Genomic DNA, 23,889 nt, shown 5'->3' with positions numbered 1-23,889 from the left:
TATTTGAATAATCAGTCTTTAGGGAACGTTTGAGGAGAGAGGAACGAAAGGACTCAAAATAAAGGGAGAGGTGAGTGGCTATGATTCAAAAAAGTACGGCGTTTTTTAAAAACCTACCGCCAAAACAATGCTCAAAATGTGGTGAGGTCATTCATGAAAAGCATGAGTTTTATGCGAATCTTTGTAATGAATGCATGCAAAGACAGACCATCACTAAATTTTGTAGAAACTAAGCCTTTCTTAAACTTATGAAAAAATAATAGTGTCTAAAGTAAACGTGTTAATGCTAACGCCAGAATGCTTGCCCCAAGTCCGCAGAACTCACGCATAATAGAAATAGTCCTCACATAAAGTCCTGCCGTATCTTTACGATGGTGTGAGTATACCTTTGGGCTTGGCACTCGGATGTGATGACTCCAACGTAGTGAGTCAATTCAAGATCGGAGAGCCTATTGACACTCATCCACGACTTCTCTGTGGATGAGTGGTGGGGCATAAACTGATATGCTATTATTATAGATAGAAGGTATATTTGTTGGACTATTCTGTACTCAGGAGAGGTTAATGTGGATAAAACAGTTGTTCTTGCTGGGGGATCGGGATATTTAGGACAGTCACTGTCTCGATACTTAAAAGAAGGGGGATATTCTGTTGTTGTTTTAACACGGGGAATGGAGCGCTTTGAAAAGGGAATACACTATGTCCATTGGGATGGTCAAACTTTAGGGCACTGGATAGACGTTATAAATGGGAGTTACGCTTTAATCAATCTCACAGGAAAGAGTATTAACTGCCTTTATAATGAAAAAAATAGAAGTGAAATCATTCGTTCTAGAGTGGATTCCGTAAATGTCCTACATGAATGCGTTTTAAATTGCGAGAATCCCCCTGAAATTTTTGTACAGGCCGGTTCGATCGCAATTTTCGGAGATACTAAGATACCCTGTGATGAAGACGCGCCTTATGGAAATGGATTTTCTGCGGAAGTCTGTAAACAATGGGAAGCAAGCTTTTTTGGTATGGATCTCCCACAAACCCGCCAAGTGATGCTTAGAATTGGCATTGTCCTAGGAGATGGGGGTGGTGCCTTAGAACCCTTTAAAAAACTCACTCGTTTTTACCTTGGAGGAACAATAGGTTCAGGAAAGCAATATATAAGTTGGGTCCACCTTGATGACCTCATGAGACTATTTATGCAAAGCCTTGAAGATTCAGCGTTTATTGGCGTTTACAATATGACAGCACCTAAACCAGTGCCAAATAAGATCTTCATGCAAACCTTGCGGAAAGTCATGAAAAAAGGATGGGCTCCTCCTACACCAGCTCCGTTTGTAAAATTAGGAGCCTATCTTGTGATGCGTACAGATCCTAGCGTGGCTCTTGAGGGGATGCATGTTATTCCTAAACGGATTCTTGATCAAGGGTTTGTCTTTAAATATCCTCAGCTAGAATCAGCTTTAAAAAACTTGCTGTAAAAGGAAAAGGGCACCCCTTTTGGAGCGCCTTGTGCAAAATTAATACGTTTTATTGGCAATTTCTTCAAGTTGACCGCGAACATTTTCTTTACATAAACCGCCGTGGTAACAGACAACTTGTTCAATATCGAAGTTAAGAAACTTCTTCAGAGAGTCTACTGCAGCGGCCATATCGGGTGTAACCGCGACATTGGGACCGAGCATTTTCCCATCATTGGAAACAAAAGCATCTCCTGTGATTAGGGTTTTGCTTTCATTGAGGTAGAGGCTGATGTGGCCGGGTGTGTGTCCAGGCGTATAAATAACAGTTATTCCTCCACAAAAGGAAAGCTCCTCATTATCTTCAAGAGTGGTGTTGACCGGTGCCTGTGGGGCTTTGCCAAAAAGTTTAGTTGCTTTTTCTCGCTCAGCTTCAGGAAGAGACTCAAATCGTTTGAGCATTTGATCGGCATCGAATTTAATAAGCGGCTTGTCTCCTTCTATGTAAGGCTTATCAACACGATGAGCATAGACTTCAATCGGATGATCAGCAGCTGCTAAAATTTCTGGTAAGCTCCCAATATGGTCAAAGTCTTGGTGGGTTATAATAATTTTGTTGAGTCTTTCAAAAGGAACGCCAGCTTTCTTCATTTCTGCTTGGATGGCGGCAAGTTGGCCTGGAACCCCAGTGTCAATTAGAACAACATCCTGGTCATCCCAAACAAGTGTTGGATGAATTTGCATCGCATGCTCACCCATATTCATCGTTAAATCAATAGTATCTACACCCTTAGCAATTTTCATTCTAATCCTCCAAATCTAAAAGTTATTCAGCTAAATTCTACGCTGGTCGGGCGTTCATTACAAGTGAAAGATATTGTGAGTTGTTTGGAAGAAAGCATAGGCATTCTCTAGCTTTGCTCCCGCAATAGTTTGCTTTTTCCTTCGCTCGTTTGGTAAATGACACTGGCAACAGCCAAGCATAATTACTGTAAGCTTAAGAGTGGTTGCGGGCTTATACGATGATCCGTTTCAGAACACTTCCTGCGTAGTGCGATCCTCCGTGTCGTTGACACACAGTAGCTATATTTGTTTCCTTGAGGCATATAGAAAACGAGCACCTGGAGCGGAAATTCGACGACTAGTAATGTTGCGATCTATGTCAATAGCGCGCAAGGGGCAAAAATTAAAAAACATGTACCCATGAGATACATGTTTTGAAACTTGGCTACTAGACGTTGCGGATTTAACAGCCAATTTGATGCGTAATAAAAGGAGAGGACTCTCACACCTCTCTGTTTGTTAAGGAACAGTCGCACTGCTCATCATCTTATTGACTAAGCTTTAGGTTATGTTTCTTGTCAATTTTTTCTTCTATTTTTTCGAGTAATTGTTGGTTGTTAATAATTTCACTTCGATTTTTAACGACGAGTTCTTTAAATGATGTTTTCTTTCTCAACGTGTTCACCTCACATGTGTATTGTTTCACTTATTAAAAGGTCAGGTGTTGCACCTGATTCAAATATTGATAAGCTTACCTATTGTGCTGTACACCTATAGCATACCCAATAAAGCCTATCGGTAAACAAAATGTGTGAAGATTTATTTATTTCAAGACAGTTTGTGGGTTGAAATTTAACTTTCAAAAATTATTATTTGTTTATAGTTAGCGTTCTTTGTTAGAATAAGAACAGAGTTTAATCGTGACTTCGTTATTGTTGGTTTTGTAAACAGCAAAGCGAAAAAGATACCCTTGAAACGACAACCATTAAATCGCTAAGGAGGTTTATTCAGTGTTAAAGATTTCTGATAACGAACTGATCGAAGCTTACTTTGCAGCTTTGGATTTGGCTCTAGACAGTGATTTTATTCAGATGCTGGAAGAAGAAATTGATAGCAGAAATCTAAGAAGTAAGCTTGAAAGCAGTACTGTATGAAACATCACTTTTTTAAAGGATAGGAGCCTCGACGCATAAAATAGTAATTTTATTTTAGTATGTAAGCCTTTGCTTATACTCTGTCGCTTTGCACAACCCCTCTGGTGTTCCAATAATCTCCATTATGCACCAAGCGGTTAAAATAAATTTTTGGATCATTTTTTAATAAAATGAGTAACACTTTTGTTAAAACGTGTGATGACTTATTTTATCCAACCCTATTAAAGATCCATTTTTGGTGGTTCTGGATACCACCCTTTTGATACCATGATTTTAATGCCTTCTCTTGCGAATTCATACACATCTTTACCGAATAGACCTTGTTTTAGAATCAAGTCGTTACGCAAATTAAAAGCAGCTCCAAAAGATTGACTTCCTAGGCTAAACCCACATAACAAGTATGTACAAAACATCATCAGTCTCTCAGAAAAAGGCGATTCCGTCGAATTTGTAACGGTCCCACCAGGTGTTACGGGGACTTGGATGTTGTCTTGAAGAAGCAGGTTTGTTGTTCCCTTCAGGATGTGCTTTGAGAGTTCCATCCCCTTCATGAAATAATCTTTCACCTTTTCATCTTTGCAGCATTGTGCAAAACCAGTCATTAATTGCATACCCGTTATGTTTGTCTCAATGCCGTGGTAAAGGTAACCGAATTCAACAGTATTTAATTGTCTCTTATCTCCAAAGAGATTCGTCCCTTTTAAATAATGGGGATCATTAATTGTATCGGTTGAATGCGGCATGATGGTAAACGGTGGTCGAGCAAGAAGATCTTCTTTTAACAGGTATTCTGTAAAGAGTTGATAGTATGTTTGCGTTAATTCTGTAAGATCCCTGTAAAGTTCAATGATGTCCTGACGATAGGCTATTGTCAAATGGAGAACATACATCCCCATACTGATTTCCTTTAATATCCGACAAAACATAATATCAAAGCCATGATCAAAGAGTTTAGGTGCTTTTAAATTAACATCGTCTTTTGCAAAACCGCTAGGAACTGTTGCGCCATCATTCTCAATGATTTTTTTTATTTGAGTGACTTTTTTATCAAGTTTTTCCCACAAACCTGCCATGAGACTTTTAGCTTTGGGTTGATCTGATGTTTCTATGAAATATTCTAATATTCGGAGTATCATGGTCTTTTTGTGATAGGTCATCCAAAGGGCCCCAAGTTCGGCGGCATTCATTCGCATTTTTTTAGGCATTGAGAGTCTCTCCTTATCATTAAATGCAATGCACGTATTTATGGAGAATAGTATGTAGCCTTTTTCAGGAAATATTCTTTAAAATACGCAGCGACAAGAGTTCCCTTGTATACGTTAAGTAGTGGATAATTATACTTAAAAAGGGAATGCATATAGGAGTAGAGTAAATGTATGAAGTGATGAGAACTGGCCATTGCTACGGGGGAGGTTTTTTACAATAGGACATGTTAACCAAACCTTACAGGCTAAGGAGGAAGAAATGAAGCAAAACATTGCTGATTTACTTATTGATTCATTATTACAAGCAGGTGTAAAGCGTATTTATGGTATAGTAGGGGATTCTCTAAATGCTGTTTTAGATTCAATTAGACGTTCTGGGAAAATTGAATGGGTCGGGGTCCGTCACGAAGAAGTTGCAGCGTTTGCCGCAGGATCAGATTCACTTTTAAGCGATAGTATTGCAGTATGTGCAGGAAGCAGTGGTCCAGGGAATCTGCATCTTATAAATGGACTCTATGATTGCCAGCGTAGCCGGATTCCAGTGCTTGCTATTGCAGCTCACATTCCTAGCAACGAAATTGGCGGGGAGTATTTTCAACAGACACGACCTGATGAGCTTTTTAGGGATTGTAGTCATTTTAGTGAGGTGGTTACGAGGCCAGAACAAATGCCTCGAATGGTCACTATTGCATTACAGCACGCTATTTCCAAAAAGGGTGTTTCTGTTCTAGTGCTTCCAGGGGATGTCGCCGCCTTACCTGATGACGAAACTGTGCCTGAACAAGTCGCTCATGTTACGCAGCCGGTAATCAGACCGTCTGACACAGAATTGCAACAGCTAGCAGAATACTTAAATAAAGGGAAAAAGATCACCCTATTATGCGGGGCAGGTTGTGCGGGGGCTCATCACCAGTTAATGGCGCTCTGTGACAAACTAAAATCTCCAATGGTTATCGCTTTGAGAGGGAAGGAGCATCTTGAGTACGACAATCCTTATTTAGTCGGGTTAACAGGACTCATTGGTTATTCCTCTGGCTATCATGCCATGATGGATTGTGATGTTTTATTAATGTTAGGTACTGATTTTCCTTACCGACAATTTTTCCCCAAGAAAGCCGCTGTTCTACAAGTGGATATTCGTCCTGAACATCTTGGGAGACGCGCTTCACTTGCATTAGGTCTGTGTGGTGACGTCAAAGATACTGTTGAATCCTTACTCCCTTTACTCACTGAAGAACATGATAGTCACCATCTTGACAAATATGTCTCTCACTATAAAAAGGTTCGAAAAAGTCTTGATGAGATGGCCATTGGTAAACCTGGGCGTAGACCTATCCATCCTCAGTATCTTACAAAAGTGATCAGTGATCTTGCGGATGACAATGCAGTGTTTACTTGTGATGTGGGCACGCCGACATTATGGGCTGCCCGGTATCTGCAGATGAATGGAAAAAGAAGGTTATTAGGCTCTTTTAATCATGGGACGATGGCGAATGCCATGCCCCAAGCAATTGGCGCTCAATGTGCAAGCCCGGGAAAGCAAGTGATCGCTTTAGCAGGTGATGGTGGCCTCTCCATGTTGATGGGGGATTTATTAACGCTACGTCAGTACCGTTTGCCAGTAAAAATCGTTGTTTTTAACAATAGTGCTTTAAGTTTTGTGGAACTCGAGATGAAAGCGGCAGGATATTTAGAAACTGGAACAGGTCTTGAAAATCCGAATTTAGCTGCAGTGGCACAGGCTATGGGTATCGAGGGTATACGTGTTCAAGATCCCGCTGATCTTGAAGTTGCTGTTAAACGAGCTTTCCAGCATAACGGGCCGGTTTTATTAGATGTTTTAGTGAACCGTCAAGAACTGTCTTTACCACCGAAGATTAACTTCGAACAAGCACATGGTTTCACCCTGTGGATGTTAAAGGCTGTCCTTAATGGGGACGGTAGCAAGTTAGTTGAGCTTGCTAAAACGAACTTAAGAAGATAAAAGAATTGAAAATCATGTCACAAAACATCCCCTTTGATCGTCTTGAGTGTAACTCAGATAAGATTAAGGGGGATTTATTATGGAGTGACTTCTTGAAGTGGAGTGAATGTTGTTCAAAAGGGAGAGGGAGGATCAGGATTAAAATTTTTAAACAAATACATTTCATTCAGTATTTCTTCCAAAAGCACAAGTTTGTTGTTAAATAATAGGAACCAATAACCGATACAATATATAGATAGAAAAAAGTAGATGGGAGATAAGGGGAAATGGTCGCAGAACTTCAGACAAAAATGTCGATTTTTTTTAAAGCAGTGAATCAATCTTTAGCCATCATAACATTTGATCCTCATGGCACTATTTTATTTGCGAATCAAAATTTTGCTCAATTAATAGGGTATTCAAGTGAAGAGCTTGAAGGAATGCATCATCGTCAGTTATGTCCAGAGGCGTTCGTTTCAAGTCCAGACTATAAAAACTTCTGGATAAATCTAGGTCATGGTGTTGCTTTTCACGACAAGGTTGAACGGATCACAAAAGCGGGAAGCTCTCTTTGGCTTGATGCAATGTACACCCCGGTCCTCAATGAAGAAGGAACGGTTGAAGCTGTCGTCAAAATAGCCACAGATATTACCGAGCAAGAGACGGTATTACAACAAAGCGCAAGTGAGTTTAGAATTGTCGTGGAAGAAATGACGGCCAGTACAAATGAAGTTCATGAGGCTTCGCTTACTATTGCCAAAAATATGGAGGCGCTTAATATGGAATCGGATGGAGTTAAAAAGAATATTGAACAAATACAATCGATTGCCTCCTTTGTAAAAGAAATTGCTGCCAGATCAAAAATTTTAGGGTTGAATGCATCTATTGAAGCTGCAAGGGCTGGAGAACACGGACGTGGTTTTGCAGTTGTGGCTAACGAAGTTCAAAACCTAGCACAAACGAGCGAAGAGGCGGCAGATAATATTTCTGATCAACTGAAAAATATTTTATATTCAGTAGCTACAATGATAGAAAAGGTTAAAGAAATAACGAGTAAAATAGAGAGTAATACTACATCTATAGAAGAACTTAATGAAGCTTATAATCATATTGCGGCTACAGCGGAAAATTTAACAGTTACCCACTAAATACGGTGAGCGTTCAAGGCATTGAAAACCGTTACGGGATCCCTTACTTGAAAGGGCAGAGCCTCTCGATCACCTTTGAGAAGTTCTGCCTTTTGGTTTGTCTTCATCGAATGTGTGAAGGTCTCAGACGTCCTTCGTATTAGAAAACTTTATCGCCATTAAAGATAGAGTTTTTCACAATGACATAGTCAACATTACGAATGGCTTCTAACTTGTTACCCCCGGCATAGGAAATAGAAGATTGAAGGTCTTGCTCCATTTCCTTCAAAGTGTCCACTAGAGACCCCTTATGCTCAACAAGCATTTTCTTTCCCTCAACATTTTTCTTTTCGCCTTTTTGAAATTCAGAAGCCGAACCAAAATATTCTTTAAGGAGTTTTCCGTCTTTTTCAATCGTTTCCCCTGGAGATTCTTCATGACCTGCAAACAGTGAACCAATCATCACCATTGTCGCGCCAAATCTAATCGACTTTGCGATATCTCCGTGGGTACGGATGCCGCCGTCAGCAATAATGGGTTTACTCGCTGCTTTGGCACACCACCGTAAGGCTGCCAATTGCCAGCCCCCAGTACCGAAGCCCGTTTTGATTTTGGTAATACATACTTTTCCTGGTCCAATCCCGACTTTCGTAGCATCAGCACCAGCATTTTCTAATTCTCTAACCGCTTCAGGCGTTCCGACATTTCCAGCAATGACAAAACTATGAGGAAGTTGTTTTTTAATATGTTGAATCATTTCAATCACAGCATTGGAATGACCATGGGCGATATCGATGGTAATAAATTCAGGAACAAGGTCTTCACTCGCGAGTGCTTCGATGAATTTATATTCTTCTTCTTTAACCCCAACACTGATCGATGCGAATAACCCTCTGGCCTTCATGTCTTTCACAAAAGCAAGCCGTTGCTCGGGTTTAAAGCGATGCATAATATAAAAGTAATCATTTTCTGCTAAGAAAACAGCAATCTTTTCATCTATAATGGTCTGCATATTTGCAGGGACCACAGGTAATCTAAAGGTTCTGCCTCCTAAGGTAATCCTTGTATCACATTCTGAACGGCTATTAACCACACATTTCGCAGGAATCAATTGGATATCTTCGTAATCAAATACATTTTCCATGGTATACACCTCTAAAAGACGAATATTGTAATTGCTTTAAATATTAAACGTTCGTACATTCTGTAATGTACATCATTTTGGAAAGGATGTCAAAGAATATGTGAGGTGAATTTTATCATTTTTGTATTTATGGTATTTTTCCCACAATATTAAGAAACCCAAAGAGCTTGGCAAGTTTGTCCTATTCATTGCATATGTATAGATCATTCCCTTTTAACTGTGAAGAGATTAATTATTTTTAAGGGGAAATATTTATACGGAGTCGGTACAACATGATAAGTATCTTAATTTTTGTTTTTCTTCTCGTCTTATTTCTACCTTTAACCGTTAACATTGTCGAAAATAATCTTGAAGTCTTTTTATTTTTTATGGGTTTACTGACAATCATCATAAGTGGTGGATTTACCGAAGCCTTATTTGCAAAAGCCGCTCAGGATCCTATTAAAATTGCTGTAGCAGTATTTATAGCGGGTTTATTATTCAGGTGGTTGCAAGCCCCTTTGGAGAGAGTCATTAATGGATGCCGTAGATTGATCCCGCATAGGTTATTTATAGCCTTTTCGGTATTGTTCTTAGGTCTGATATCAAGTGTCATTACTGCCATTATTGCGGCACTTGTGATGGTTATTATTGTGACCACATTGAAAATGGACCGCCGATCAGAGGTACGCTTTGTGGTCTTGTCATGTTTTTCTATTGGTTTAGGGGCGGCACTTACACCTATTGGAGAACCGCTCGCGACTTTAGTTGTTGGTAAATTACATAAGCATTTCTTTTTTTTAATGCAATTAATTGGTCCTGAAGTCTTTGTTGCACTTCTTATGTTCTCTATTCTGGCTGCGCTCTTGGTAAAACCACCTACTTTTCAGATGCAAATAACCAAACGCTCAAACAAAAGGGAAGGGTATGAAGACATTTTTGTACGTGCATTGAAGATTTACTTTTTCGTCATGGGTCTAGAATTCTTAGGCGAAGGTTTTGAACCGCTTATCAATACATTTCTTGTCAACCTCAATCCTGCACTCTTATATTGGATTAATATGATTTCTGCTGTTTTGGATAATGCAACACTATCAGCAGCCGAAGTCAGTCGGACAATGGGTCCGATTACGCTTAAAGCTATTTTACTTGGTCTTTTAATCAGTGGAGGGATGCTGATCCCAGGAAATATTCCTAATATAATTTCAGCTGGTAAATTAAAAATCACCAGTTTAGAATGGGCAAAATTCGGTGTTCCACTAGGTTTGATATTTATGATGATCTTTTACTTATCCATGTTTAAGATTATCCTTTAGACGAAAAAAAACCCTTTAATCCCACAAAGTAGTTAGTGCGATGTTTCTTAGACATTCGAGGACTCCTTACTGCATGCAGCAAGGAGATTTTTTTCTGGATTAACGGCTCTTTTTATATGGAAAAGGTGTAATGTTGTCTTTTTAGGCGAAGAATACTACACATAACTATATGAAATGACGAGGAGAATAAAAGCATGACCTATGATTATGAGCTAAAAAAAATCAATAATCAAAAAGAGGAATATGAACTTATTATTTATCTTAACGATCCTACGACTGAGTTCGCTGTTGAACTAGGAAGAGTGTCAAAAGCAAGGGCTAATCTGCTGACTACGACTCGACAAATGGTTATGGACCGGTACCCCAATATAAGAATTACTATGGCAAAAGTGGTGATTGGTGGAATAGCGATCACTTCCTTCTCATTGTTGGGCGGAAATACGTCATCAGCAGAGACTACAAGTACAACGAAAGCATCAAAGAATGAGGCTCAGTCAAGTTCTATTTATTATTATGTCGTCCCAGGAGACACACTTTGGAAAATTGCAAGTCAATTTAGTTCCACCATTGATAACATCAAACGTGCGAATCATCTGACTTCAGATACACTAATATTAAATCAAAAGTTAGTCATTCCAATGGCCTTTCATACTGTTGGAACCGGAGATTATTTAACGGTTTTGGCAAAAAAATATGGAACAACAGTTGAAGCCATTAAGACCGCAAATGGTTTGAAAAGTGATGCCACACAATTAGGTCAAACCCTTATTATTCCTATGGTCATTGGCACCCAAGCAGCAGCACCTTCTTCGGGCTCATCTACTACAATATCAGGCTCAACCTATAGCGTTGTTTCTGGAGATAGTTTATCTGTGATTGCAAAGCGATATGGCACGACAGTAGAAGCCTTGCGTAGTGCGAACCATTTAACCTCTGATCTTATATCTGTGGGACAAATTTTAAAAATCCCGTCTGGAGGATCAACTCCCACGAATACAACAGCACCTCCTGTCAATAAAGGTTATGTTGTCCGTTCGGGAGATACTTTGTGGAACATAGCTCATCAGTATGGTCTATCTGTTGATCAACTCAAGCAAGCGAATCAATTGACCAGTAATACTATTCAGGTTGGACAGGCTTTAGTCATCCCGAAGAGTGAGGCATCATCATCGACACCTATTCAAGCTGAAATCCAGGCAGTTCAAAATAACCTCCATGCTCTGGGTTATTATGCTGTAACTGCAATGACTGGGACTTATGATTCAGCTACGAAGCAAGCCATAAGTACCTTTCAGACCAATTATGGTCTTCCCGTCACTGGGGTGGCTGATGACAACACAATCAAGGCTATTGACCATGCCATTGTAAAAAAAGCACTCGTTAGTGATACAACCAACTATTTAGGCGTACCTTATCTTTGGGGAGGGACGACACCCACAGGATTTGATTGTTCCGGTTTCGTTTATTACATGTTCAACCAACATGGCGTCACTATGTCCCGCAACACATCAGGAGGACTCTATACTCAAGGAACGCCCGTGGCACGAACACATTTACAGCCAGGAGATTTAGTGTTTTTTGCAGTGAATACAACCGGGACCATTTCTCACGTTGGTTTTTACATGGGAGGGAACCAATTTATTTCCGCAACAGATTCCAAGGGGATCGCGATTTACTCCATGGATAACACCTATTGGTCAAAATATTACGTAGGTGCGAAGCGGGTGTACTAATAAGAGAGTCATGAGAGAATAGCCTTAAAGAGGCTGGGACTGAAGTCTCTCACTCAAAGAAAAATCCGAACATCCTTGAACTGCACCCCAATTATTAGACGCCATCTAACAATTGGAGGTGCTTTTCTTGTGGCTAAATTTACAGCTATAGATAAGTTAAATGCTGTTAAACGATATTTAACCAGTAATGAAAAGTCCATTGGCCTCAGCTCACTTTGGAGTGGATCTTTTCGTGCTCCAAAGTATTTATGATTAAAAGCCCCCTGTTCCTGCGTCTACGAGTATTGCTTCGAAGTAAGCTTTCTCGAAACCACTCGACGTTGACTCGTGAAGTCACGCGGGTTGCTGTTCCCGTAGGACTAAGGAAAGCAACGAGGAGAATCATCTTCGCAAAAAAACATCGTTCTCACAATTTTTTTGAGTCTCCGTCTTTTGACTACACTCTCCTTTTCCTACTCAATCTTTGAACTTGCATGGTTCGGTATTTGTCTTCATTATTTTGTTTTGTCTCAACCTTTTTTTGAGTTTAGATTTACTTGGCTAGAGAAAATAGCTGTTTTTAAAGTTTGCCTTTACTATATAATAAGGAAGGGGGGATGGCGAATAAAATTGGATTCAGTGGCTTTTGTGTAAACGGTCTAGCTGTCATCCCTTTGGTGTTAATAGTTGAGAGAGAAAGAGTGTGTCCAATCATGAAAAGCTTAGGGATCGAAACACTAATGGATAGCATCGGTGAATTACTCGCTGAAGAAACATCACTTGTCCTATCAAATACTGAGGAGTACCTATATTATCGTCCCAGCAAGAGGATTGATCTTAAAATAAAACCTGGGGACCCTGTACTTGATGGGTCTATTACATTTAAAGCTTTGCAACAAAAACAGAAGATCTCGGAATATATTGATCGTGATATTTTTGGTGTCCCTTATTATGGGATGTCCGTCCCTTATCCAGTAGGAGATCCATCACAAGAAATTCAAGGGGTACTGACCGCAGTTTTTCCAACTTTAACCTCTGCCCTGTCTGTAGTGACAATTAAAGTCAATGATGGGTGGATGCCCCTTGCTTTTAAAAAGCTACTGTACATCGAGGCAAAAGACCGTAGAACCTATGTCGTAGGACAAGAGGTGACCGGCACACACAAATTCACATTAAATGAATTTGATTTTTTATTACCAAAGGAAGCCTTTATCCGTTGTCATCGCTCTTTTATTGTCAATGTGAATTACATCCAGACAATCTATCCTGATACACATTCAACCTTCGTGTTAAAAATGCAGGACGGTACGTTAATTCCTGTCAGTCAATCTTATTCGAGTTACTTTAGAAAGGTATTAGGTTTTTAAATTGAAACAGGGAATAAATATTTTAAGCTATGGAGTCCAAGGTCTAGGAGTATGGATAGTGGCTTAGGATTCTTTTTTATCCTTAAATTTATAGCTTCTATCCCATTTTTTTAGTCTTTTATCTTGAAGCACCAAACCCGTCATCACTTCACGTTAAAATAGAGGTGAAATATTTTAAATTCTTTTACAAGGGTAGGTATTCAAGGTGAAGATGAACAACTTCGAACGTATTCAAAACCCAAAATTAAGACATCGAGTCGTTACTGCTGAGCAGGCAGCCTCCTGGATTGAAGATGGTATGACTTTAGGGCTCAGTGGATTTACACGTGCCGGTGATGTGAAAGCGGTACCGACAGCCCTCGTTAAACGGGCTCAACATGAAAAATTTAAAGTTAATGTATTTACTGGAGCTTCTCTCGGATCAGATATTGATAAATTATTTGCTGAAGCGGGGATATTAAGAAAACGATTACCTTTCCAGGCAGATGCAACCATGCGAAAAAGGATTAATGAAGGTGAGTTCTTATTTGTTGATCAGCATTTATCCCATACTGCGGAGTATATACGTAACCGTGTGTTAGAGCCTATTGATTTCGCAATTGTGGAAGCGATTACAATAACCGGAGAAGGAATGATTATCCCAACGACCTCTGTCGGCAATTCTTTAGTTTTTGCGCAACATGCCCAAGAAATTATTGTTGAGATCAACACGGCACAGCCTTTAGCCCTAGAAGGCGTTCATGATTTGTATGAGGTTGGTCAGCAAGGGGAACGGAATCCAATTCCAATAACAAAGCCAGAAGATCGTATTGGTGTAAAGGGAATCCAAGTGGATGTAGATAAAATTAAGGGAATCGTGTTTACTCATCAATTAGACTCTCCATCCACAATTGTTCCTCCGGACAAAACGACGCAAACGATGGCTAAGCACTTAATTCATTTTTTCAGAGCTGAAATCGCAGCTGGGCGATTAACTGAGAGTTTAGCTCCGCTTCAATCGGGGATTGGATCAGTTGCCAATGCCGTTTTTCATGGCTTTTTAGAATCTGAATTCAGTCATTTAAAGGTCTATTCAGAGGTTTTACAAGATGCTGTGTTTGATCTGATTGATGCGGGTAAAGTGTCTTTTGCCTCTTGTTGCTCTATGACGCTTTCCGATGCAAAAATGAAGCAAGTCTTCGCACACTTTGAGAAGTATCGTGAAAAATTAGTGTTAAGGCCACAAGAAATTTCAAATCATCCGGAAATAATTCGCCGCTTAGGTTTAATCTCAATCAATACTGCGCTTGAAGTGGATCTCTACGGCAATGTAAATTCGACGCATGTGTTAGGTACTAATATGATGAATGGTATTGGCGGTTCCGGAGATTTTGCTCGTCATTCGAGATTAGCCATTTTTGTAACGAAATCGATAGCCAAAGAGGGGAACATTTCGAGTGTGGTTCCGTTTGTTTCTCATGTTGATCATACAGAGCATGATGTAGATATTATCGTGACCGAACAGGGATATGCCGATTTACGCGGTTTAGCCCCAAGAGAACGCGTGGCTTTAATTATTGAGAAGTGTGCTCATCCTCTTTATCGAGAAAAACTGTGGGATTATTATAAAGAGGCCCTTAAAGGAGGAGGGCAAACACCGCATGTTTTAGAAAAGGCATTCTCATGGCACAGCAATTTTAAAAAGTATGGAACTATGAACCCTACTGTTTCAGCGGACTGAATAGTATTGCTACCTTTTACCTAATAAAAAATACTTAAAAATTAGTTCTGTAAAAAGGGTATACGACTACTATTAAATAGTGGCTCAGCTCAGTTCAAGGCGGCTCTTGAAGGAATCATTGATTCGTCACATACCATTAATGCTTTGTATGGGGGGTACAAGGTTTATACTCAAAATGTCCACGAAGAAACAGAAATCGCCCGATTTTTTCCTTTGGATCATCTTGATTAGATCCAAGATGTACCTGTAGGTGACCTCAATGAGGGACATTAAACAAGAGAGAGTTCCTAAATGGGACTGTCTCTATTTTTATAAGGTTAGAACGTTGGCTTTCGCTACTAAGACTTGGCGATAATCTTAGTGTGTGAGTGTGATAGCACGAACAGGCTGTCCATTGCGATAAGATAAGCTAATCCAAAATAAATGGTCGTAAAGTGTAAGGAGGGATAGTAATAGAGTTTAAAAAAATGTTAGAATGTAAAGTTCTAAATGTCTATCAAAAATCATATACATAATCCAATTTAACTTGTAAGCGGTTACAAAATGTGAATGGGAGGAGGATATTATGAAAAAGCTTGTATGGGTAATGGCATTTGTTTTAACCTTTTCTTTTATACTCACGGGTTGTCAGTCTACTTCAAGTAAAGGGTCAGGTCGTACCGTGGTCATTAAAGTCGGTTTTAGTGGAACCGAGTTCACGGATGCTGAAATCGCGGCTTTTAACAAAACGCATAAAAAGGTACAAATCAAGTACATTGACATCAGTTCTCCCGGGAAATTACAAGCTTTATTAGCGTCAGGGAATGCCCCAGACATCATACGGATTCAAGCAGCTTCACAATTAGGGAATTACATCAATAAAGGGATAGCGATGGATTTGCAATCTTATTTTGATAAGGATCCACAGTTTTCCGACACATCGACATTCATGCCTGTTGCTAAGGAATATCAATATGACAAGAAGACAGGAAAACAGGGGACCGGGGATTATTATGGTTTCGCCAAGGATTGGTCTCAGGATTTTGCGATTTGGATCAATAAGGCCATTTTTAAAAAAGAGGGCGTGCCTCTTCCAAGTACGACTGAGCCTATGACATGGGATGAAGTGTTTAGTTTAGCGAAACAATTGACGAAAATCAATGCGAAAGGTGCTGTGACCCAATATGGACTAGGCTATTACAATAACAATACGATGGCGACCAATAGTTTAATGCTCTTGCAGTTGGCGCAACTCGGCGAGTCTCCTTGGAAGGCCGATTTTGGGAAGGCCAATTTTGAAAGTCCAACAGCGATTCGGTTACTTGAAAGATGGGTAGATGTTGTCAAGGCAAACCTCGGTCCCAATCCTTTGAACCAAGATCCCAATTCATCGACCAATCTGTTTGTTCAAGGAAAGCAAGCAATGCTTATTTCCGGCTATTGGTATTCTGGTATGCTCAGAGGAGAAATAGGCAAAAAGGTTGATGGCAAGCCATTTGATATCAATAACTTTGAGATGATTCCTGCAGCGGTTGAAGCCGGTGGGACGCGCATCAATCCCACAGGAGCGGCGGTTGGTGGCATTATTTACTCGGGTACAAAACATCCTGACCAGGCTTGGGAGGTCTTTAAATATCTCTTTGGTGGTGAACCTGCGGATGATCGGGCGAAATCGGGATGGGGTTTGCCAGCTTGGGAATCGAAAATGAGTGAGCTGCCAAATAAGACAGCATTTGACCAACAGGTATTAAAAGTACAAACCGCAGAGTTAGAGTATGCTTCACCAATTTTAAACTATAACCCCTTTTTAGATCTAACGGCGGTCAACACTGTCCTTTCCAAGTACATGATTCCTGTTTATTACGGTAAGGATACAGTACCTAATGCCGCAAAAAAAATTGATAAGGCTCTAAATGCTCTCATTAAACAAGGAAAGCAAGATCTTGGCATTAAATAAGCGTTATTCATTCATAAAGAGTTCTGATTTCTATCCTAAAGGGTTGATAAAGGAGTGATGAAAAATGCAGAAAATGAGTCCGTCAAAAAAACGTGAGGCCCTTTCCTTTTATCTTTTAATTTCACCCTGGCTCCTTGTTTTCTTCGCACTAGGATTACTCCCACTATTGTGGGGACTATACCTTGCTTGTACGAATTATACGGGGTTCAATTTCAATCAACTTCATTGGGTGGGATTGAGTAATTTTAGTACCGTTTTTCATGATGATGATGCGATTAGTTCCCTATTTCGTACCATTATTTTAAGTATCGTGATTGTCCCTTTAAGTACAGCGATTGGCTTTCTACTTGCGGTACTCCTTAATAATAAAATAAAAGGGTTGCCTTTTTTTAGAACGGTTTTTTATTTGCCTTCTGTTTTTCCTGTTATTGCGGCCGGATTGATGTGGCAAGTGATGTATGGAAGGCAGGATGGCGTGATCAATATTATTTTAGGTTACTTAGGCATTCATCCTATCAATTGGATGGGATACAACTTAGCCCAAACTTCGCTTGTGCTCATGATGCTTTGGGGATCGGGTGGGGCATTAATGATTTATTTGGCTGGATTAAAAAATGTCCCACAAAGTTTGTATGAATCGGCGGCTATTGATGGGGCGGGATCTTTTCAAAAGTTTTGGAAAATAACGATTCCTCTTACTACCCCAGTCATTTTCTATAATGTTATAATGGGAATCATCGGATCATTACAAATGTTTGCACAACCGATGTTGTTAACCCCAGGGGCAAGTTGGAATACGGTTCCTCTACAACCCATCTATTTGTATGTTGTCAATGCCTGGATCCAAATCTTTACGAATAATCGTTACAGTTATGGGCTGGCATTGCTTTGGGTGTTATTTATCGTCGTTTTCATACTATCACTCATTGTTTTCTTCACGAGTCGTTATTGGGTTTATTACGAATCAGGTGAGGAGTGAGAGATATGGTCAATCAAAAAAGTCGTTTAAATAGGGTTGTGCTCTACATTGTGGTGATCGTATTAGCCGCTATTTTTGCTTTTCCAGCGCTTTGGACATTTGGCAATTCCTTAAATGATGTGTACGCAACCGTTTCCTTGCTGCCTTCGAGTGTCCATTTGAGTAATTATAAACTGGCTGTCACGCTCATTCCTTTTATGGACTATCTGTGGAGCTCCATTATTATTTCAGGACTTACAGTTGTCTTAACGACAGTTTCCAGTGCCGTTGTAGCGTATGGTTTTGCTCGCTTTAGAGCACCAGGAAAAAGTTTCTTTTTCATACTCATTATTTCAACGATGATGGTACCTCCATTAGTGACACAGATTCCGACATATATTTTCTTTAATAAAATCGGGTTAACGAATACGTATTTACCATGGTTCTTTTGGGGAATTGGTGGAAACGCTTTCTTCATTTTCTTGTATCGCCAATTTTTCTTAACCTTACCGAAGGAATTGGATGAATCGGCTCGAATAGATGGCTGCAGTTCATTGGGGATATTGTGGCGAATTCTAATGCCGATCTCCATTCCAATCGTAGTCACGGTAGCGGTCATGTCCTTTCAATCTTCATGGGGGGATTATCTCACTCCTTATATGTTTTTAGATAGTACGAAATGGAATTTGGCAACGGCACTTCTTGGTTCAAGCTACACGTTGCCTAATAACCCTACCATTATTTTAAAGCCGGTCATTGATGCTGCTGCTGTTTTACTGACGATCCCGACTATTTTTGCCTTCTTCTTTGGTCAAAAATATTTAGTCGAGGGTATTGTCACAACAGGATTGAAAGGGTGAGAGATGATGCAAAAGAAAGCACTGATTACGGGTGCAAGTAGTGGCATAGGAAAAGGCATTGCCTATGCCCTCGCCAAAGAAGGTTACGATTTAGTATGTTCACATTATCAAGATGTAGAAAATGCCACCAATGTTAAAAGGGATATTGAACAAACCTATTCTGTTGCTTGCACATTTTTTGAAGGGGATTTAGCGGAAGAAACCTTTCCGCGGGTCCTCTTTGATCAAGCTTTAGAGACATTAGGGCACATTGATGTTCTTGTCAACAATGCCGGTCGAACGATTATGGAGAGTGTACTAGAGACAAAAGTAGAATCCTTAAATCTGCTCTTTGGGCTGAATTATCGAGCCCCTTATTTGTTAACGCAGTATGCCAGTCAACACATGATAGAGGAGGGGATCCAAGGAAGTATTGTTCATACAGCTTCGACACGGGGGATTCAAGGTTATCCGCGCGATGGAGTATATGGAGGTTTAAAAGCAGCATTAATTCGATCGACGAAATCGATGGCGCTAGATTTAGCCCCGTACGGGATTCGGGTCAATTGTGTGGCACCAGGTGCGATTCAAGTCCGCCATAATGATGCAACCAATCACTTTTATAAGCAACTCGGAAAACGTATACCTTTAGGAAGAGCTGGAACACCGGATGATATAGCCCAGGCAGTGACCTGGCTTGTGTCTGACAAAGCTGCTTATGTCACGGGCATCGTGATTCCTGTGGATGGAGGTCTCATTCTTCCTGGAATGCCGGAGCGAGTGCCTGATGGGTATGATGACTATGGGTGGGGGAATGTACCATGCAAACCTTAGTCGAAAGTCCACTCTATCACTTTTTAGATCGGTTCACCAAACTTATTTATTTGAATCTGCTGTGGGTATTGTTTTCACTCATGGGGGGTGTCATCCTTGGGGTGTTTCCGGCTACGGCAGCGGTCTTTGCTATTATAAGAAAATGGGCATTTCAAGAAGAGGTCCCGATTTTTTCGACCTTTTGGCTATATTATAAAAGTGAATTTAAGAAGTCTCAAATTACGGGTTATGGGTTCGTGTTGATGTGGTTGTTTTTGCGGGCAGACCAGAACTTTTATCATAATGGGATCTTTACGTTTTTGTGCCAGCTGGCGTCACTGGTTTTCTTCACCATGCTTCTTTACATCGGGCCTGTTTTTGCCCATTATGACACCGGCTTTTTTAAGCAAATAAAATTCACCTTTTTACTTGCAATGGCTCATCCTTTCCGCTCTGTTTTCTTGATGACTATGACATTAGGTTACCTCTATATTAGCTTGACGTTGACTTTCTTTAAATTTGTACCGCTTTGCGGCGTCACCCTGTTTGCATTTCTGTGCACAGTCATTGTGCAAAAAACCTTTCCTGAAGCTCAATCTCAATAAGGAGTGAAAATAAAATGTGTGCTTTGCAAATAAAAGATGTTCGTGTGATTCTCACAGCACCTGAAGGTATTAATTTAGTGATCGTAAAAGTTGAGACTAATGAACCAGAATTATATGGGATCGGATGTGCAACTTTTACCCAACGGCATTTGGCGGTAAAAACGGCGGTTGAAGAATATCTTAGACCCTTTTTAATAGGAAAAGATCCACAGCGCATAGAGGATATTTGGAACAGTGCAAATGTCAGCGGATACTGGAGAAACGGTCCCATTATGAACAATGCATTATCAGGTGTGGATCAGGCACTTTGGGATATCAAAGGAAAATTAGCCAATATGCCCCTTTATCAATTATTAGGGGGCAAGGTCCGTGAAGGGGTTGCTGTTTATAGACATGCCGATGGCCAAGATGTCCATGAGGTCGAGGAAAATGTTTTGAAATATATGGAGCAAGGGTTACATTATATCCGCTGCCAATTGAACGGTTACGGTGGGAAATCACTTGAAAGGCCAAAAGGGGCACTGCCGGGCGCCTATTATGATCCGGATCAGTATGCGCAAAGTGTTCCCAAATTGTTCGATCATTTGCGCGATAAGATTGGGTTTGGTGTGGAATTGCTCCACGATATTCATGAACGCCTTGCGCCTATCGAAGCGGTTCGTCTGGCAAAAACCGTGGAACCCTATCGCTTATTTTTCTTAGAAGACGCTCTTCCTCCAGAGCAAACTGAGTATTTTCAAATGATTCGTCAGCAATGTGCGACTCCGATTGCTATGGGAGAACTCTTTAATAATCCGATGGAATACAAATCTTTAATTACGAATCGTCTGATTGATTTCATCCGCATTCATATTAGCCAAATTGGCGGTATTACTCCTGCACGAAAACTAGCTGCTTTCTGTGAAGCTTTTGGCGTAAGGACAGCTTGGCATGGACCTGGTGATACTTCTCCTGTAGGGCACGCAGCCGATGTGCATTTGGATTTAGTGTCCCCTAATTTTGGTATTCAAGAATGGGCAGGCTTCTCAGAACCGATTTACGATGTGTTCCAAGGGTTACCTGAACTACGAGGTGGCTATGTTTATGTGAATGATGAACCGGGGTTAGGCATTGATATTGATGAAGAAAAAGCAAAGAAATATCCCCCTTACCATGATCTTCCGGCGTGGACTTTGGCTCGGCTTCCAGATGGAACGCCTGTGCGGCCGTGATGATGGCTATTCAATACATGAGTCAACTCAATCTACATAACTAGGAGGTTCGGAATCAATGAAAATAACAAATCTTGACATCATTCATGTACGCCCGAGATGGTCGTTTTTAAAAGTCTCGACAGATGAAGGTCTCGTCGGATGGGGAGAAGCTATAGTTGAAGGGCGCTCTCGTACTGTTGAAATGGCGATTCGGGAATTAGAGCCGCACTTGATCGGAGAGGATCCCCGGAGAATTCAGCATCTATGGCAATCCAATTACCGTGGGACTTTTTATCATGGTGGTCCTGTATTAACGAGTGCTGTGAGCGCTATTGATCAGGCGCTTTGGGATATCTTAGGGAAATGGTTGAATGTCCCTGTTTCTCAACTTTTAGGTGGAGCGGTCAGAGAGCGTATTCGCATGTATGGTCATGTCGGTGGGGAGACATTGGATGACATTCATGCGAGTGCCAAAAAAGCAGTTGAAGCTGGATTTACCGCTGTGAAGACATCAATTGCCAATCCAGCCAGATTTTTAGAATCCCCCGCCTGGATTCAGCGGGAAATCGAGCGTTTCGAAGTCATTCGCGATGCGATTGGTCCTGAAAATGATTTTGCTGTCGATTTTCATGGCCGTATTCAACCTGCCCTTGCTATCAAACTATGTAAGGAGTTAGAACGATTAAATCCGCTCTTTGTTGAAGAACCGTGTTTATCAGAAGAACTTGATGAGATGGCGCGTATTGCTCGAGCGACAAGTATTCCCATTGCAACAGGAGAACGGCTCTATACGAAATATGCATTTCGCGAGTTACTTTCAAAACAAGCTGCAACCATTGTCCAACCCGATCTCGCTCATTGTGGCGGTATTTCTGAAGCGTTAAACATTGCCCGCTTAGCAGAGGCGCATTTTGCTGCTTTTGCTCCGCATAATCCGCTAGGTCCCATTAATTTGGCCGCAAGTCTTCAAGTCTCAGCAGTTTCAGCCAATTTCTTGGCACAAGAACACGTCCATTTAGGCGAAGGGTATATTAAAACACCATTCGAGGTTAAAGACGGTTACATCGATGTTCCCACGGCACCCGGTCTAGGTATAGAAGTAGATGAGACTTTGTTAGAAGACAAACGTTACGATGGAGTATGGGATTCCCCGCGTTGGTTCCATGAAGATGATGGATCGGTTGCTGATTGGTAGAAGTTTTTGAGAAAACGGCGTTGGCTCTAACGGACAGTAGATTTGGGAGTCATTACGACACGATTCATAGACATTCACTATCTATATAACAAGGGAGGTCAAGGGATGGACTTAGGGCTGAAAGAAAAAATAGTTTTAGTCACAGGCGGAGCGAATGGTATAGGGAGAGGGATTGTGAGTGATTTCTTAGAAGAGGGCAGTCGCGTGGTTATTGCCGATTGGAATGAGGAAGACGGCATCCAAACACAAGTGGCGTTTCGTGAAAAAGGTTATGAGGTTATGTTTTTGCAGATGAATGTCCGTCATTTAGATGAGATCAAACAGGCTGTAGAGACTGTGATTGAACATTATGGAAGAATTGATGTATTGGTCAATGATATTGGGACGCATATGTATAAATCATCACTAGATTTTACCGTCGAGGAATTTGATCAGCTGATTCAAACAGACTTACGTGGTCATTTTTTAATGACCCAACAAGTGGTTCCCCATATGAAAGCTCAGGGTGGTGGTGCGATAGTCAATATTGCCTCCGTTCATGCTTTAGCGACACGACCTCATTTCTCAGTTTACGCCGCAGCCAAAGGTGGCATTGTTTCTATGACGCGGGGATTAGCCCTCGAGTTTGCCCCTGCAGGCATTCGTGTGAATACTGTTTTGCCAGGCATGTCAATCTCTAAGGATTTTCAAAAGCGGTTAGAAGTCCTATCTGATAAGGAACGTGAGGCGGCCTTAGAAAAAGCAGCCTATAATACGCCCCTCGGTGTCGTCGGGGAACCGAAATTTATTGGTTACCCGGTGGTTTTCTTAGCCAGTGAAAAGGCTGCGTTTATGACAGGCGCTATCGTTCCAGTAGACGGTGGTGAAACCATTCATCTCGATTGGTGAAAGATAGGGATGAGAAGGGACATTTTCATAAGGAATTGAAATCCTCCCACTTCGAGGAAGGGGCTGTTGGCTTGTGATTCAATGTCTTCTTTCGAGGAAAGGCGGTGCAGTTAATTAAGAAAAGTAGACCAATGCCATCCCGGGCGGTCTACTTTTTGTTTTGTCTGTATCATGCGTATGATAGGCAAAAAGATGTAACGATTACTCTTTGGTTCCATCGTAATATTGCTTTAGCCTAGCATGACTTGCGTTTGTATGCTGGGCTATAAAGAAATTAAAAGCTCATGCTTTACTTATGAAAACCTTGGCGTTATGATGAATATAAATTGCATAATGGCAAACTACTAGGGGTGCCTTTCGGCTGAGAGAAAAACGCTTGTTTTTTAACCCTTTTGACCTGATCTGGATCATGCCAGCGTAGGGAAGTAGTTAAGTGAAACGGCTCATTTTTCTCTTACTCTCTAAGCTAGGTCCATTCGGATCTAGCTTTTTATTGTTTTTGTAGGAAAACAATGGATTTGCCACTGTGAAGAAGGGA

The 23,889-nt window shown here is 40.8% G+C and carries 21 protein-coding genes and 1 riboswitch; of the genes, 17 read left to right on the top strand and 4 right to left on the bottom strand.

Annotated features, from left to right (window positions below; genetic code table 11):
* Positions 1–80: 80 nt before the first annotated feature.
* Together yhfH and IEV91_RS06220 are read left to right on the top strand one after the other, a co-directional pair.
* A complete protein-coding gene (gene yhfH / locus IEV91_RS21860; protein ID WP_188496673.1) occupies positions 81–233 on the top strand; it encodes a protein YhfH in 153 nt (50 codons plus the stop codon).
* Between the two features lie 333 nt (positions 234–566).
* Positions 567–1,475, top strand: coding sequence for a TIGR01777 family oxidoreductase (locus IEV91_RS06220; RefSeq protein ID WP_188496559.1), 909 nt, complete (start codon positions 567–569; stop codon positions 1,473–1,475).
* A gap of 39 nt (positions 1,476–1,514) precedes the next feature.
* On the opposite strand, the gene IEV91_RS06215 is transcribed toward IEV91_RS06220, so the two are convergent.
* Positions 1,515–2,258 (bottom strand): MBL fold metallo-hydrolase, encoded by a 744-nt coding sequence (locus IEV91_RS06215; protein WP_188496558.1) that lies wholly within the window; start codon positions 2,256–2,258, stop codon positions 1,515–1,517.
* Positions 2,259–2,784: 526 nt separating this feature from the next.
* Positions 2,785–2,913 (bottom strand): FbpB family small basic protein, encoded by a 129-nt coding sequence (locus tag IEV91_RS06210; RefSeq protein WP_188496557.1) that lies wholly within the window; start codon positions 2,911–2,913, stop codon positions 2,785–2,787.
* A 334-nt stretch (positions 2,914–3,247) separates the two neighbouring features.
* On the opposite strand from IEV91_RS06210, the gene sda reads away from it, so the two are divergent.
* Positions 3,248–3,391, top strand: a complete 144-nt coding sequence (gene sda / locus IEV91_RS06205; RefSeq protein ID WP_188496556.1) for a sporulation histidine kinase inhibitor Sda — start codon at positions 3,248–3,250, stop codon at positions 3,389–3,391.
* Between the two features lie 221 nt (positions 3,392–3,612).
* On the opposite strand, the gene IEV91_RS06200 is transcribed toward sda, so the two are convergent.
* The gene (locus IEV91_RS06200; RefSeq protein ID WP_188496555.1) at positions 3,613–4,596 is read right to left on the bottom strand and encodes a DUF3231 family protein; all 984 of its coding nucleotides are present in this window, start codon (positions 4,594–4,596) and stop codon (positions 3,613–3,615) included.
* Positions 4,597–4,855: 259 nt separating this feature from the next.
* On the opposite strand from IEV91_RS06200, the gene poxB reads away from it, so the two are divergent.
* Positions 4,856–6,580 (top strand): ubiquinone-dependent pyruvate dehydrogenase, encoded by a 1,725-nt coding sequence (gene poxB / locus IEV91_RS06195; protein WP_188496554.1) that lies wholly within the window; start codon positions 4,856–4,858, stop codon positions 6,578–6,580.
* Between the two features lie 266 nt (positions 6,581–6,846).
* Positions 6,847–7,707, top strand: a complete 861-nt coding sequence (locus IEV91_RS06190; RefSeq protein ID WP_188496553.1) for a methyl-accepting chemotaxis protein — start codon at positions 6,847–6,849, stop codon at positions 7,705–7,707.
* Positions 7,708–7,846: 139 nt separating this feature from the next.
* On the opposite strand, the gene guaC is transcribed toward IEV91_RS06190, so the two are convergent.
* Positions 7,847–8,830, bottom strand: coding sequence for a GMP reductase (gene guaC, locus IEV91_RS06185; protein ID WP_188496552.1), 984 nt, complete (start codon positions 8,828–8,830; stop codon positions 7,847–7,849).
* A gap of 272 nt (positions 8,831–9,102) precedes the next feature.
* Here guaC and IEV91_RS06180 point away from each other — a divergent pair, with 272 nt between their 5' ends.
* The 12 genes from IEV91_RS06180 to IEV91_RS06125 all read left to right on the top strand — a co-directional run bounded on the left by IEV91_RS06180 (position 9,103) and on the right by IEV91_RS06125 (position 23,351).
* Complete coding sequence (locus tag IEV91_RS06180; RefSeq protein WP_188496551.1) at positions 9,103–10,125, top strand: DUF1646 family protein; 1,023 nt, start codon at positions 9,103–9,105, stop codon at positions 10,123–10,125.
* A 194-nt stretch (positions 10,126–10,319) separates the two neighbouring features.
* Positions 10,320–11,858, top strand: coding sequence for a C40 family peptidase (locus IEV91_RS06175; protein WP_229745433.1), 1,539 nt, complete (start codon positions 10,320–10,322; stop codon positions 11,856–11,858).
* A gap of 692 nt (positions 11,859–12,550) precedes the next feature.
* A complete protein-coding gene (locus IEV91_RS06170; protein WP_188496671.1) occupies positions 12,551–13,204 on the top strand; it encodes a LytTR family DNA-binding domain-containing protein in 654 nt (217 codons plus the stop codon).
* 211 nt (positions 13,205–13,415) lie between these two features.
* Entirely contained in the window at positions 13,416–14,924 is a 1,509-nt protein-coding gene (gene scpC, locus IEV91_RS06165; protein WP_188496670.1) for a succinyl-CoA:acetate CoA-transferase ScpC, read from the top strand.
* Between the two features lie 565 nt (positions 14,925–15,489).
* Complete coding sequence (locus IEV91_RS06160; protein ID WP_188496550.1) at positions 15,490–16,860, top strand: ABC transporter substrate-binding protein; 1,371 nt, start codon at positions 15,490–15,492, stop codon at positions 16,858–16,860.
* Positions 16,861–16,924: 64 nt separating this feature from the next.
* Positions 16,925–17,839, top strand: coding sequence for a carbohydrate ABC transporter permease (locus tag IEV91_RS06155; RefSeq protein WP_188496549.1), 915 nt, complete (start codon positions 16,925–16,927; stop codon positions 17,837–17,839).
* A gap of 5 nt (positions 17,840–17,844) precedes the next feature.
* On the top strand, positions 17,845–18,678 hold the full coding sequence (locus IEV91_RS06150) for a carbohydrate ABC transporter permease (protein WP_188496548.1): 834 nt from the start codon (positions 17,845–17,847) through the stop codon (positions 18,676–18,678).
* A 6-nt stretch (positions 18,679–18,684) separates the two neighbouring features.
* Entirely contained in the window at positions 18,685–19,491 is an 807-nt protein-coding gene (locus IEV91_RS06145) for an SDR family NAD(P)-dependent oxidoreductase (protein WP_229745432.1), read from the top strand.
* Complete coding sequence (locus IEV91_RS06140) at positions 19,479–20,075, top strand: YesL family protein (protein ID WP_188496546.1); 597 nt, start codon at positions 19,479–19,481, stop codon at positions 20,073–20,075. The genes IEV91_RS06145 and IEV91_RS06140 overlap by 13 nt, the downstream gene beginning before the upstream one ends.
* A 14-nt stretch (positions 20,076–20,089) precedes the next feature.
* Positions 20,090–21,286 (top strand): enolase C-terminal domain-like protein, encoded by a 1,197-nt coding sequence (locus IEV91_RS06135; protein WP_188496545.1) that lies wholly within the window; start codon positions 20,090–20,092, stop codon positions 21,284–21,286.
* A gap of 58 nt (positions 21,287–21,344) precedes the next feature.
* On the top strand, positions 21,345–22,463 hold the full coding sequence (dgoD, locus tag IEV91_RS06130; RefSeq protein ID WP_188496544.1) for a galactonate dehydratase: 1,119 nt from the start codon (positions 21,345–21,347) through the stop codon (positions 22,461–22,463).
* 105 nt (positions 22,464–22,568) lie between these two features.
* On the top strand, positions 22,569–23,351 hold the full coding sequence (locus IEV91_RS06125) for an SDR family NAD(P)-dependent oxidoreductase (RefSeq protein WP_188496543.1): 783 nt from the start codon (positions 22,569–22,571) through the stop codon (positions 23,349–23,351).
* A gap of 336 nt (positions 23,352–23,687) precedes the next feature.
* A riboswitch (TPP riboswitch) is annotated at positions 23,688–23,792 on the top strand.
* The last annotated feature ends 97 nt before the right edge of the window (positions 23,793–23,889 follow it).

The sequence above is a fragment of the Pullulanibacillus pueri genome (genome assembly GCF_014639255.1).
Lineage (GTDB): Bacteria > Bacillota > Bacilli > Bacillales > Sporolactobacillaceae > Pullulanibacillus > Pullulanibacillus pueri.
Note: the sequence above shows the minus strand (reverse complement) of the source record. Positions and strands in the feature narration are given on the sequence as shown.

Bases quoted from the DNA above. Each gene is read 5' to 3' on its own strand.
- yhfH (WP_188496673.1), top strand. From the start codon at position 81: ATGATTCAAAAAAGTACGGCGTTTTTTAAAAACCTACCGCCAAAACAA.
- IEV91_RS06215 (WP_188496558.1), bottom strand. From the start codon at position 2,258: ATGAAAATTGCTAAGGGTGTAGATACTATTGATTTAACGATGAATATG.
- IEV91_RS06200 (WP_188496555.1), bottom strand. From the start codon at position 4,596: ATGCCTAAAAAAATGCGAATGAATGCCGCCGAACTTGGGGCCCTTTGG.
- poxB (WP_188496554.1), top strand. From the start codon at position 4,856: ATGAAGCAAAACATTGCTGATTTACTTATTGATTCATTATTACAAGCA.
- IEV91_RS06190 (WP_188496553.1), top strand. From the start codon at position 6,847: ATGGTCGCAGAACTTCAGACAAAAATGTCGATTTTTTTTAAAGCAGTG.
- guaC (WP_188496552.1), bottom strand. From the start codon at position 8,830: ATGGAAAATGTATTTGATTACGAAGATATCCAATTGATTCCTGCGAAA.
- IEV91_RS06180 (WP_188496551.1), top strand. From the start codon at position 9,103: ATGATAAGTATCTTAATTTTTGTTTTTCTTCTCGTCTTATTTCTACCT.
- IEV91_RS06175 (WP_229745433.1), top strand. From the start codon at position 10,320: ATGACCTATGATTATGAGCTAAAAAAAATCAATAATCAAAAAGAGGAA.
- IEV91_RS06170 (WP_188496671.1), top strand. From the start codon at position 12,551: ATGAAAAGCTTAGGGATCGAAACACTAATGGATAGCATCGGTGAATTA.
- scpC (WP_188496670.1), top strand. From the start codon at position 13,416: ATGAACAACTTCGAACGTATTCAAAACCCAAAATTAAGACATCGAGTC.
- IEV91_RS06160 (WP_188496550.1), top strand. From the start codon at position 15,490: ATGAAAAAGCTTGTATGGGTAATGGCATTTGTTTTAACCTTTTCTTTT.
- IEV91_RS06155 (WP_188496549.1), top strand. From the start codon at position 16,925: ATGCAGAAAATGAGTCCGTCAAAAAAACGTGAGGCCCTTTCCTTTTAT.
- IEV91_RS06150 (WP_188496548.1), top strand. From the start codon at position 17,845: ATGGTCAATCAAAAAAGTCGTTTAAATAGGGTTGTGCTCTACATTGTG.
- IEV91_RS06145 (WP_229745432.1), top strand. From the start codon at position 18,685: ATGCAAAAGAAAGCACTGATTACGGGTGCAAGTAGTGGCATAGGAAAA.
- IEV91_RS06140 (WP_188496546.1), top strand. From the start codon at position 19,479: ATGCAAACCTTAGTCGAAAGTCCACTCTATCACTTTTTAGATCGGTTC.
- IEV91_RS06135 (WP_188496545.1), top strand. From the start codon at position 20,090: ATGTGTGCTTTGCAAATAAAAGATGTTCGTGTGATTCTCACAGCACCT.
- dgoD (WP_188496544.1), top strand. From the start codon at position 21,345: ATGAAAATAACAAATCTTGACATCATTCATGTACGCCCGAGATGGTCG.
- IEV91_RS06125 (WP_188496543.1), top strand. From the start codon at position 22,569: ATGGACTTAGGGCTGAAAGAAAAAATAGTTTTAGTCACAGGCGGAGCG.